The organism is Alteromonas mediterranea DE, assembly GCF_000020585.3.
Lineage (GTDB): Bacteria > Pseudomonadota > Gammaproteobacteria > Enterobacterales > Alteromonadaceae > Alteromonas > Alteromonas mediterranea.
Genome location: NC_011138.3, coordinates 684,051 through 696,248, shown reverse-complemented (window position 1 = coordinate 696,248; position 12,198 = coordinate 684,051). Strand labels below are relative to the sequence as shown.

12 protein-coding genes are annotated in these 12,198 nt (G+C 45.3%); 10 read left to right on the top strand and 2 right to left on the bottom strand.

The features are described 5' to 3' along the window. Window positions 1-306 precede the first annotated feature (306 nt). From MADE_RS03270 to rpoS, 10 genes are all read left to right on the top strand, one after another. Complete coding sequence (locus MADE_RS03270; RefSeq protein WP_012517182.1) at window positions 307-1,929, top strand: methyl-accepting chemotaxis protein; 1,623 nt, start codon at window positions 307-309, stop codon at window positions 1,927-1,929. Window positions 1,930-2,342: 413 nt separating this feature from the next. Beyond that, on the top strand, window positions 2,343-4,058 hold the full coding sequence (locus MADE_RS03265) for a TIGR03545 family protein (RefSeq protein WP_012517181.1): 1,716 nt from the start codon (window positions 2,343-2,345) through the stop codon (window positions 4,056-4,058). Between the two features lie 99 nt (window positions 4,059-4,157). After that, a complete protein-coding gene (gene ftsB, locus MADE_RS03260; RefSeq protein ID WP_012519942.1) occupies window positions 4,158-4,448 on the top strand; it encodes a cell division protein FtsB in 291 nt (96 codons plus the stop codon). Window positions 4,449-4,453: 5 nt separating this feature from the next. Then, the gene (gene ispD / locus MADE_RS03255; protein ID WP_012517179.1) at window positions 4,454-5,170 is read left to right on the top strand and encodes a 2-C-methyl-D-erythritol 4-phosphate cytidylyltransferase; all 717 of its coding nucleotides are present in this window, start codon (window positions 4,454-4,456) and stop codon (window positions 5,168-5,170) included. 14 nt (window positions 5,171-5,184) lie between these two features. Next, the gene (ispF, locus tag MADE_RS03250) at window positions 5,185-5,658 is read left to right on the top strand and encodes a 2-C-methyl-D-erythritol 2,4-cyclodiphosphate synthase (protein ID WP_012517178.1); all 474 of its coding nucleotides are present in this window, start codon (window positions 5,185-5,187) and stop codon (window positions 5,656-5,658) included. Next, window positions 5,655-6,740: a tRNA pseudouridine(13) synthase TruD gene (gene truD / locus MADE_RS03245; RefSeq protein ID WP_012517177.1), complete on the top strand. Its 1,086-nt coding sequence runs from the start codon at window positions 5,655-5,657 to the stop codon at window positions 6,738-6,740. The genes ispF and truD overlap by 4 nt, the downstream gene beginning before the upstream one ends. A gap of 78 nt (window positions 6,741-6,818) precedes the next feature. Next, window positions 6,819-7,454: a protein-L-isoaspartate(D-aspartate) O-methyltransferase gene (locus MADE_RS03240; protein WP_012517176.1), complete on the top strand. Its 636-nt coding sequence runs from the start codon at window positions 6,819-6,821 to the stop codon at window positions 7,452-7,454. Next, a complete protein-coding gene (locus tag MADE_RS03235; protein WP_012517175.1) occupies window positions 7,451-8,029 on the top strand; it encodes a YqaA family protein in 579 nt (192 codons plus the stop codon). Before MADE_RS03240 ends, MADE_RS03235 begins: the two co-directional genes overlap by 4 nt. 1 nt (window position 8,030) lies before the next feature. Continuing rightward, window positions 8,031-8,900: a peptidoglycan DD-metalloendopeptidase family protein gene (locus tag MADE_RS03230; protein WP_012517174.1), complete on the top strand. Its 870-nt coding sequence runs from the start codon at window positions 8,031-8,033 to the stop codon at window positions 8,898-8,900. Window positions 8,901-8,972: 72 nt separating this feature from the next. Continuing rightward, the gene (rpoS, locus tag MADE_RS03225; protein WP_012517173.1) at window positions 8,973-9,965 is read left to right on the top strand and encodes an RNA polymerase sigma factor RpoS; all 993 of its coding nucleotides are present in this window, start codon (window positions 8,973-8,975) and stop codon (window positions 9,963-9,965) included. A gap of 178 nt (window positions 9,966-10,143) precedes the next feature. Here rpoS and folA read toward each other — a convergent pair whose 3' ends face one another. Together folA and cgtA are read right to left on the bottom strand one after the other, a co-directional pair. Continuing rightward, complete coding sequence (gene folA, locus MADE_RS03220; RefSeq protein ID WP_012517172.1) at window positions 10,144-10,647, bottom strand: type 3 dihydrofolate reductase; 504 nt, start codon at window positions 10,645-10,647, stop codon at window positions 10,144-10,146. A 195-nt stretch (window positions 10,648-10,842) separates the two neighbouring features. Then, window positions 10,843-12,021, bottom strand: coding sequence for an Obg family GTPase CgtA (gene cgtA / locus MADE_RS03215; protein ID WP_012517171.1), 1,179 nt, complete (start codon window positions 12,019-12,021; stop codon window positions 10,843-10,845). Between the last annotated feature and the right edge of the window lie 177 nt (window positions 12,022-12,198).

Below are 12,198 nucleotides of genomic sequence, written 5' to 3'. Positions count from 1 at the left end.
AGCACACAAAAAAGCCCTGCCAAGCCCCCACACAAAAAGTTTTTCAGATACCGTGTCAAGCTACATATTCACTGCGTTAGATGACATTAATCACGCTGAATATCCACCCTCATTTTTGAACTTAAATTTAAAGACATTAAGTCAACAACGAGATTGTCGATAAAGGTTAAGTGACGAGTTACTTGGCGCCATAAACGGCTATGCCAACAATGATCCTTTTTGCTCAATTTTAAATCCATACAATGAGTAGAAGTGAGAATAACGTCTACACTTAAAAAACAAAAAATCCAAAAATAGGTTTGCCTTATGTGGTTAAGAAAATTCAGTTTGATTCAACGTTTGGGCATTATAGCTGCTCTTATTACCCTGCTATTTGTCTTGCTTACTGCACTTGTTTTGAACAGGCACTACGAGGCATTAAAACAAAAGTCTTACGATGAAAATCAGCACCTTGTTGAAGTTGTGCATACCTTATTAGGGAGTTTTGCTAAGCGCGACGATGTAGACGAAGCTACGGCCAAACAGTTAGCACTTGAGGCGGTTAAAGCGCTTAGATACGACGGCAACAACTATTTTTGGATTCAGGATGAAACCCCTGCCATGGTAATGCATCCGATGAAGCCTGCTCTTGATGGCAAAGACCTTAGAACCTTTAAAGATGGTAATGGCAGAGCGTTTTTTCTTGAAATGGCGCAAAAAGTAAAAGCTAAAGGAGCAGGCTTTGTCGACTATGTTTGGCCTCTTCCTGGCGAAGAAGCCCCAACCGATAAGATTTCTTATGTAAAAGCATTTAAACCATGGGGGTGGACAGTAGGCTCAGGTATTTACCTTACCAATCTTGAAGAAGAATATGCCCACCTGCGCAATGTTATCGTGGTGTTTTGTGTGGTAAGCGTAGTTTTAGTCATTCTGCTTATCTACGTAATTGGCGGCAGTATCGTTAAGCCGGTTCAGGAAGTCAGTGAGCGCATGAAAGATATTTCCCAAGGTGAGGGCGATCTTACCCGCTCATTACCGGAAACAGGGCAAGATGAAGTGACGCGCTTGGCGCGCTATTTCAACGAGTACACCGAGAAGATGCGTCAATCTTTATTGGGTATTCGGGAAAATATTAATTCCCTTACCCAACAGGCTGAGCTGGTAGAAACTTCCAGTAAAAACAGTAACGCGCGGGCGCAAACGCAAAATGAGAACATGCTTCAAGTTGCCGCAGCGATGGAAGAAATGACCACGCAAATTAACGAGGTAAGCAATAACGCTGACTCTGCTGAAAAAGGCACCAGTAGTGCAAGAAGTAACGTGCAGCACGGTGCGTCTGTGGTAGATAGTACAGTTCAAGATATTCGCTCATTAACATCTGATATTGAAAGTGTGAGTAACGTGGTGACCGAGCTTGCCGCACAGACAGACAGTATTGGCGCTGTACTTGACGTTATCCGCGGTATTGCAGAACAAACCAACTTGCTTGCACTTAATGCCGCCATTGAAGCTGCGCGGGCCGGGGAGCAAGGCCGAGGTTTCGCAGTCGTTGCCGATGAAGTGCGAACGCTAGCAAGCAGAACGGGACAAAGTACCGATGAAATACAGGCCATGATTGAGAAACTGCAGAGCAATGCGAAAAATGCCGTGGATGCGGTAAAAGTGAGTCAGGCTGCGTCGTCTAAAACCGTAGATAACGCCATACAAGCAAACCAAAACCTACAAGAAGCCGACCGTCTAATGACAGAAATCGCAGACAAAAGCAGTGAAATAGCAAGAGCGACTGAGCAGCAAGCGGAAGCGGCGACCGAAGCCAACATGAGAATTAATGCGCTGTCAGGTGCAGCGGATAGCAGCCTTCGTACGGCTGATGAGCTAGCAGCGGCTAGCCAAGCGTTGCGCAGTAGCTGTTTAGCCATTATGGAAATAGCTAATCGATTTAAACTGTAAATTCATTGCGAGGCGTCGGTCAAATTAAGCCTGGCGCTTTCGTTACACACCGCTTATCCATTAGCGATGATACCAGCGAATAAGCTCTGGCAATGTCCAGAGCCTTTCGCCTCCCTCCCTATACCGAACGCCTACGTTGTAGGCGTTTTATTTGACACTAGCCAACGCCGGCACTCACCGTTTGTTTGAAAAGTAAACGCAGTATGGTGATCAATGAAATAAGCCAAAGACGGCCCGCTAATCGCCCTGTATACTTTCTTCGTATGGAAGATTACAGCACACTGCATTACACTGAACTAATACCAACAGTGGCTGTCTTTCGCATGCTTACGTGTAATTTTTTACCACAATCACACGTAGAGAAGAATGAAGCGCAATAACCGTTAGATGCGCTTAAAATCAAGGAGTTGAAAATGAGTAGTGGTTCAAAGGGTAAGCCTATTTTATTGTGGGTTGTCGGTTTTTTTGTATTGCTGTTTTTGGTGTACGTGCTGTTCGCCAATACCATTATCAAGTCAATCTTAGAGTCAAAACTTGGCGAATCGTATGGCGCTGAAGTTAATATAGATGACTTCGATCATTCCCTTTACCCAACGACGGTGACGCTTAAAGGTATAGCGCTAACCAACCCCACTAAACCTTCTCACAACCAAGTCTTTGTGGGTGAAGCCAACGCAGATGTGGCATTGAAGCCTCTGCTTGACGACCAAGTTATTGTAAATAATCTTAATTTATTAGAAGTTCAGTTCGATACTGAGCGCCCTTCTGAAGGTGAAGTGTATCGTGTACCTGAACGCTCGCTATCATTTAACGAAATTAAAGCTAAAGCTCAAGAAGCGGTTCCAACCGTTGACGAATTGCTTGCTCGTAACCCGTTGAAAACGACGGCTGCTATAGAAAATGCTAAATCTGCATACGAAACTTATGGCAAAGGTCTGAAAGAAGATTATCAATCATTGCCTAACAAAGAGCGCATTGCGTATTACAAAACACAAGTCGCAGAACTTAAAGACACCAATTACAAAGACCCTCAAGCCTTGGTACAGGCAAAGTCAGCATTTGATAAATTAAAAGAAGAAATGCAGGCTGATCGCGCTCTTATCACTGATTTTACAGCCAAAGCAAGCGATGCGAAAGAAGCGCTGAGTAAAAGCGTTGAAGCCCTTAAACAGGCACCTCAAGAAGATTATGCGTTACTTAAAGGCGTGATAGCTGGCGATCAAGCCGCTCTTTCACAAGTAACCTATTTTGTTTTTGGTGACAAAGCAGCTGAGTATACAGAGTACCTAATGTCTGCGATGCAGATTGTGATGCCCTTAATTCAAGGGGAAGAAAAAAGTGAAGCCCCAGCTGAAGTACCGTCTATCTTAGTGAGAGAGGCGAACGTTTCTGTGCTATGGCAAAACGAATCGATTACCAGTAAATGGAACAATATCACCAATGTTCACGAAGTCTTTGGTAACCCTACTACATTTACCATTGAAGCCGCAGGCGATGTATTAAAATCGTTCACGTCAAGTGGCGAATTCTGGATTGATGGTGATGGTGTTGATGCTAGCCAAGTATGGGAACTGGCCGGTGTAAATATGTCTGATGTTTCCTTTAGCGGCAACGACACGTTAAACGCAGTGCTTAAGTCGGCCTTAATGAAAACCAACGGTTCAATGAAGGTTACTGATAATCTACTCACTGGTACCGGTGAAGTAGATTTACAGCAGCTTGTTATGGAAGCGACTGGCACCAGCGATATCACTAGCGCAATTGCTCAAGCGCTACAAACGTTGACGAGTTTAAATATGACCATGCTGCTAGATGGCACACTTTCTAACCCAGACTTCAATATCAAATCTGATCTTGATAATAAGTTGGCAAAGGCTGCACTATCTCAGCTTACCGCAAGTCAGCAAGATAAACTTGATGAGCTTAATACAAAGCTAAATAGCATGATAAGTAGCGAGCAGTCGCTATTGTCAGGCGAATTAGTTGATGTAAACAGCATGCTTAGCGCTGCGCAAGGCGACAGTGCCGCGCTGCAAGAGCTTCTTCAAGCCCAGCTAAATAACGTTGTTGAACAGCAAAAAAATAAGCTATTCGACAAATTGAAAGGTAAATTGGGTCAAGGTGAGTAAAGCGCCTTTGACTCGACGCCGCTTCGCGGCATAATAGCCTACACGCAGAGGCCTATTGCCTCTGCTTTTTTCCGCTTAACCACATTGTCAGGTGAATCTGTGTTGCAAGGTAAATGGCTTCCTATTGTGTTGTTAGTACTATTAGGACTACTGCAATACAGACTATGGTTCGGAAAAAATAGCATCCCCGACTACTTTAGCCGAAAGCAGGAAGTGCAGACACAAGCGCTGCAAAACGCTAACCTTGCCCAGCGCAATGCGCTTCTCAAAGCCGATATTAACGATTTAAAAATTGGTTTAGAGGCTATTGAGGAAAGAGCGAGGAACGAACTCGGCCTGATTAAAAAAGGGGAAACTTTCTATCGTATTTTGCCCGCAGACTCTAAGTGAAGAAAATGACATCACCCCGCGTGGTTGCAGTTATCCCCGCAGCCGGAGTTGGTAGCCGTATGCAGGCCGACCGCCCGAAGCAATACCTCTCTCTAAATGGTAAAACCATTCTTGAACACACGATTGATGCGCTACTCAATCACCCACTTATTGATGATGTGATTGTTGCGATAAGCCAAGGTGACGAGTACTTTGACCAGTTAGGGCTTAGGCAGAAGCCTATTCGTGTGGTTGATGGTGGCAAGGAACGTGCAGATAGCGTATTGAACGGCATCTTATCGTTGGACGAGAATGACTGGGCACTGGTTCACGACGCCGCGCGTCCGTGTGTAGATGATGCCGACATTTCCAACCTGCTGTCACTTATAGGCAGCGAAGACGTTACGGGTGGCATACTAGCGACGCCGGTGAGAGATACGATGAAGCGGGTAAAGCCTTCGTCAAATATAATCTCTCATACCGAAGACAGGAATGGGCTATGGCATGCCCTTACGCCCCAACTATTTCCAGCCATGTTGCTCAAACGGGCGCTTCAAGAGGGGTTGGCCCAAGGTGTTAGCATTACTGATGAAGCGTCGGCCATGGAGTTTGCTGGTCACAGTGTAGCCATGGTGAGCGGAAGCCCGGCGAATATAAAAATAACACACCCGGCCGACCTTCCTTTGGCAGAATTTTATCTTAAGCAAAAATTTAGCGCGCAAGGCGATAGCGCAAAAAATTAAAAGGCACAATTATAATGCGAATTGGACACGGTTTTGATGTACACAAATTTGGCGGCGAAGGCCCCATCACCATAGGTGGCGTGAGCATTGATTACGAACAAGGTTTAGTTGCCCATTCAGATGGCGACGTATTGCTTCACGCACTATGCGATGCAATGTTAGGCGCTGCTGCGCTAGGCGATATTGGTAAACACTTCCCCGATACTGACGATGCCTATGCAGGCGCCGATAGTCGCGTATTGTTGCGCCACGTCGTGAGCGTGGTAGAAGAAAAAGGCTATAAACTTGGCAACGCTGACATGACTATTGTAGCGCAAGCACCTAAGATGGCACCGCACATAACCGCTATGCGAGAGGTTATCGCTAAAGACTGTAACGTGAACCTTGATGCAATAAACGTGAAAGCCACAACCACCGAAAAGCTAGGATACACAGGGCGCAAAGAAGGCATTGCCTCTCACGCCGTCGTACTATTGGAAAAACTATGAAGCCGTTAAATACCGACCATTGGCAGTACTATTACGCAAAGCCCGTATCGACCGGCATCTTTAAATTCCAAGCCGACGACTTTCAAGTAGTCGAAGACTTAGGTTATTCACCATGTGGTGAGGGAGAGCACCAGTTTGTATTTGTTGAAAAAACGAATACAAATACCGCGTTTGTCGCAGAGCAGCTTGCGCGCTTTGTTAACCTCCCCCTTCGACAAATTACCTATGCAGGGCGTAAGGATAAATACGCCGTAACCCAACAGTGGTTCGGCATTCACGCCCCGGGAAAGCCAGATTTTGACTTTAGCAACTTTGAACTTGAAGGTGTTAAAGTACTCAAGCAAGTTCGCCATAACAAAAAGCTACGAACAGGCCAGCTCAAAGGTAACCACTTCACAATTACGCTTAGGCAAGTACTTCACCCTGAAGCCATTGAAGCGCGTCTTCAGGAAATTGAAAAGCATGGAGTTCCAAATTATTACGGCGAACAACGCTTTGGCGTTATGCGATTAAACGACATGGGCGAAGTGCAGCGCGGCGGTAATTTAGTTATGGCTGAGCGTATGGTGAACGGTGAGTCCATTAGGCACAGAAACAAGCGCTCTATGGCGTTATCGGCTTTGCGCAGCTGGCTGTTCAATGAAATGCTCTCCACTCGCCTTGAGCAAAACAAGTTCGATACGATTATTGAAGGTGACGCGCTAGTACTGACTGGATCAAACAGTTTTTTCATTAATGGCGGCGCCACCAACACAGACGAACAGCAAGACGCCCAGCGTCGATTTGACGCTAAAGACGTATGCCCATCAGCACCGCTTTGGGGTAAAGGTGAACTTGTGACCCAAGCCAACGCACTAGCGCTAGAACAAGCGGTAGCAGAACAAAACAGTGAAGTGATCGACTTTTTAAGCCAGTGCGGTTTCGATCAAGAGCGCCGAGCGATAAAAATTTGGCCATCACAGCTTGAATGGCAGAGTAAGGGTGATACATTTACTATCTCATTTGCACTTCCTAGTGGCTGCTTTGCTACTTCGGTCCTTAGGGAGTGTGTAGAGACCTTGTCTCCCATTAACAGGGTTTAAAAACTATAGAGAGCGTGGCACGCAACAATCCATATCTCGCGTAGCTGTGAATAAGAATAAAGGAAAGTACGCAACATCATGAGAGCTTCTAGAAAAGGAGACGCGTTAGCACAACTGCTTTATAACGAGGGAATACGTTCACAAGCAGTATTAAACGCCATTGCTGGTACGCCGCGGGAAAGTTTTCTACCCGATGCGCTGAAGCACAAAGCTTATCAAAATACAGCGTTACCGATAGGTCAAGGTCAAACGATATCGCAACCTTACATTGTTGCTAAAATGACTGAGTTGCTGCTAGATAGCCCCAATAAGCCGGAAAAAGTACTGGAAATAGGTACGGGTTCTGGCTATCAAACGGCTATTCTTGCGCAGCTTTTTGCCAAGGTGTTCAGCGTCGAGCGAATTAAAACATTGCAGTTTCAGGCTAAGCGTCGTATGAATCAACTTGACCTTCACAATATTGCAATGAAACACGGCGATGGTTGGAAAGGCTGGGCGTCGAAAGGCCCCTACGATGCCATTATCGTAACCGCCGCAGCGGCAAGTTTACCGCAAGATTTGTGCGATCAGCTCAAAGAAGGCGGGCGGCTCATTATTCCCGTAGGTAACGAGCAACAATCGTTATTGTGTATAGACAGGATTGAAGGTGAACTAAAAACATCTACCATTGAATCGGTACGATTTGTTCCCCTTGTAGCAGGAGAGCTAATGTGAAGCTTTTTGAGCCATGTTATGACATGGCATTACGCTGGGCGAGGCATCGCCACGCAACTAAATATTTAGGTGGGTTAAGCTTCTCTGAATCAGTATTCTTCCCCATTCCTCCTGACGTAATGCTAGCGCCAATGGCGCTTTCGCAGCCAGAAAAAGCATGGCGCTTTGCATTTATCACAACGATTGCGTCGATATTCGGCGGTATCGCGGGATACTGGTTGGGCTATTTTGCTTTCGATGCGTGGCTTGCGCCTTTAATTGAACAGTGGGGCTACTCCCATAAAATTGAAACCGCTATGCAATGGTTTAAAGATTATGGCGTGTGGGTGGTTTTCCTTGCGGGGTTCTCGCCTATTCCCTATAAGATATTCACCGTAAGTGCAGGCTTTTTGCAAATGGCGTTTTTACCGTTTGTTTTAGCATCAGCAATAGGTCGAGGCGCTCGCTTCTTCTTAGTTGCAGCGCTAATGAGATGGGGCGGCACAGCCATGGAACAAAAGCTTAGGCAGTATGTAGAAGTTCTCGGTTGGGCCGTAGTTATCCTCGCTGTAATTGCCTATTTAATCTTGCGATGACATGCATAGGCATCGGTTTTATTTAACATTATTCTTATATGTAAGTGTACTTCTGGGAGGCTGTGCAGGGCGAACTGCACCGGCCCCTGTTATTTTATTAAATAGCCAGGTTTCAGACGGCAGCGAAGAATATACAAAGAAAACCTATAAAGTGCAGCGCGGTGATACCCTTTACGCTGTGGCTTGGTATACGGGAAACGACTACCGCGACTTGGCAAAATACAACCAATTATCAGCGCCTTATACTATTTTCCCCGGGCAAATATTAAAGGTTACCCCGCCCGCAAACTTAGCTACAGACCGCATTATACCTAAGCCACAGACCAAAAGGTCAGCAGGTCCGACCTCACCGAATGTAGACAAAAGTTTGGTTGACCGCCCCACGCCACAAGCGTATCGTAAAAGTGAAAAAGTTGTTAAGCCACAAAACGTTAGCAGTGTCAAGAAACCGTCGACAAACGTCAAAAAACGGGTGTTAAATAGTTTTCCAGACAAGGTTCAAAGGTGGATATGGCCTGCAGAAGGTAAGTTAGTCGGTACTTTCAGTAAGTCAGAGTCAGGCAACAAAGGAATTGATATCGCTGGTGCTAAAGGCAGTAAAGTTGTAGCAGCAGCAGATGGAAAAGTTGTTTATTCAGGGAGCGCACTTAGAGGTTACGGTAATCTGGTTATTATTAAACACACAGATACCTTCCTAAGTGCTTATGCCTACAACGATACTATTTTAGTTAAAGAACGAGAGTGGGTGTCAGCGGGGCAGCAAATAGCGACCATGGGTGATAGCGGCACAAATTCGGTCAAACTTCACTTTGAAGTTAGATATCGAGGGAAATCTTTAGACCCGATGAAATACCTGCCAGTATTAAAATAATAAAAATAAATAACAATAAGAAAGGAAAAAGGAGAAACGTCATAGGGTAAACCTTGTAGCAGGAGATTCACAATGGGTAAGTCAAATAAAGCCTTAGAATCAAAATCTCAAGATGACTTAGAAGTCATCGACATGCCAGCTGATATGAAAGCTGACGAAGCCTTGACCAACGACGCTGAACTAGAAAATGACGACGCCATTTTCAGTCAGGACGACCAACCTAAAAACCTAGATGCAACACAGCTTTATCTAGGCGAGATTGGATTTTCACCACTGCTAACCGCAGAAGAAGAAGTTTATTTTGCGCGCCGCTCACTGAAAGGCTGCGAGGCCTCTCGTAAACGTATGATTGTAAGTAACCTGCGCCTAGTCGTTAAGATTGCACGCCGTTACAATAATCGTGGGTTGGCACTTCTTGATTTAATTGAAGAAGGTAATTTAGGGCTTATTCGCGCTGTCGAAAAGTTCGACCCTGAACGCGGGTTCCGCTTTTCCACATACGCCACGTGGTGGATTCGACAAACCATCGAACGCGCCATCATGAATCAAACGCGTACTATCCGTTTGCCCATTCATGTGGTTAAAGAACTCAATGTTTATTTACGCGCTTCACGTGAACTTTCTCAAAAGTTAGATCATGAGCCTACTGCAGAAGAAATTGCAGCGGCACTAGACAAGCCTGTAGAAGATGTCACAAAGATGCTTCGACTAAACGAACGCATTACCTCTGTTGATACGCCTATTGGCGGAGAAAATGACAAAGCTTTGCTCGACATTATTGCTGATGAAAAAGAGTTCAGCCCTGAAGAGAGCCTTCAAGACTCAGACATCAAAAGTAATATTATTACCTGGCTTGAAGAACTTAACCCTAAACAACGCGAAGTACTCGCACGCCGTTTTGGGCTTATGGGATACGAGCCATCGACGTTGGAAGATGTTGGTGCAGAAATTGGCCTAACACGTGAGCGTGTTCGTCAGATTCAAGTAGAAGCACTACGCCGTCTTCGCGATATGCTGGGCCATCAGGGGCTTTCATTAGAGAATCTGTTCGACCAAATGAAGTAGCGACTGAACGCTTCATAAAAATGAAACTAAAATGCCAGCGTTGCAATACCCGATAGTCTAAGGTATCGCAACGCTGGCATTTTTTATTTTGTGCTGAAAAAAGTTAAGCTAACGACTCGAGTGCATTTAGTGCGCTTGCTAATTTAACGAAGCCAACAACAATAGGCTTATAGCCCTACTATTTATCTCGACTAAGCGTGACAAACGTATAAGCATGTTTGTTTTTTTCATCGGGGTCGTTTTCCTCACGAGATACTTCGCGCCATGTTCCTACGGCTTCATAATCTGGAAACTGAGTGTCTCCGTCTACCGAAAGGTCGATGTAGGTCAAATACAGGGTATCAGCTTTATCTAGGAAAGCCTGATAGATAGTCCCTCCGCCAATGATCATTATTTCGTCGCTATCAACACTTAGTGCTTTCGCCACTTCTAGTGCTGACTCTGGCGAATCAACCACGGTCGCATCAGATAAGCTGTAGTCTGCATTGTTAGTGATAACGATATTTGGCCTGCCAGGCAAAGCGCGCCCTATCGACTGGTACGTCTTACGCCCCATAATTACTGCTTTGCCCAAAGTAATTGCTTTAAAATGTTTAAGGTCAGCTGGCAAATGCCACGGCATGTCATTATCAACACCAATAATTCGATTTTGGGCCATCGCTGCAATCATTGCTATTTTCATTTTTATACCTTCAAAGCTGCGGTTATTTTAAAGCGGCTGCAGTATATCAAGTTCAGCAAAAAAATGTGTAAAGGTAGATTGTTTCGCTTCCACACAAAAAAAAGCTCGCAACTATAAAGTGCGAGCTTTTATATTTTCAAAGCGAATTGTTACGCGCTATTAAGCAACATAAGAGGTAACGACTCTGCTGATCGCTTAGCGACGATACTCAACTTCTACGTCGTAGTCGTCTTCATCCCAATCATCATCATCGAGATCATCACCTAAGTCGTCTTCAAACTCATCGTGAGCTTCAAGGGTATTCTTATGGTACGTATCCCACTTGAATTCGACTTCTTTCTTCTCTTCTTCCTGCTCAGTTTCAGCGGGAAGGGTTTCGATGAAGTCCATAACATCGTTACAAAGCGGGTCTAGGTTCATCTTTTGGAACGCTGAGATTTGGTACACCGGCCCTTCCCAACCTAGCGCATCAATAACGTGCTGACAGCGTTCTTCTACTTCTTCTTCAAGCAGTAAGTCAACTTTGTTAAACACTAACCAGCGAGGCTTTTGGGCCAATTTAGGGCTATATTTTTCGAGCTCTTCAATAATCGCCTTGGCATTGTCCGCTGGATCTGTTTCATCGACGGGGAAAATATCGACAACGTGAAGTAATATGCGACAGCGTTCTAAGTGCTTTAAGAAGCGGATACCTAAGCCAGCGCCGTCTGCTGCGCCTTCTATCAAGCCTGGAATGTCAGCGACAACAAAGCTTCGTTGCGCGTCTTGACGTACCACACCTAAGTTAGGCACAAGCGTCGTGAATGGGTAATCAGCCACTTTGGGCTTAGCGGCAGAGACAGAGCGAATGAATGTAGATTTACCCGCATTTGGCATGCCCAGTAAGCCAACATCTGCAAGAAGCATAAGCTCTAGCTTAAGGTTGCGAATTTCACCTGGTGTGCCATTGGTCTTTTGACGAGGTGCGCGGTTAGTACTGCTTTTAAATCGCGTATTACCCAAACCGTGGAAACCACCTTGGGCTACTTTAAGCTTCTGACCGTGGCGTGTAAGGTCGCCCAACACCTCACCCGTATCGCTGTCGGTGGCGCGTGTACCTACCGGAACCATAACCGTAAGGTCTTGACCTTTTTTACCGATACAGTTGCTACCTTGACCATTTTGGCCACGTTCAGCGCGGTGAAAGCGCTCAAAGCGATAATCGATCAATGTATTTAGGTTTTCATCGGCCTGTAAAAATACACTGCCGCCGTCACCACCGTCGCCTCCATCCGGGCCGCCTTTAGGTACGTATTTTTCCCTTCTAAAGCCAATTACACCGTTGCCGCCATCTCCGGCTTCAACGCGAATTTCAGCTTCATCTACAAATTTCATTTATCACTCCGGGCTTCAAAGCCGTGGGTTATTAACTTGTTTACTGCGAATACTAAGTTTACACCAAATCGCGCGTCGGCGCTTTTATGTGTAACCAGAATTCTAAAAATTGAAATGTAAAACCTTACGCAGTATCAACGATACACTAGATTTCAGTGCTACTTAATTATGAACAGA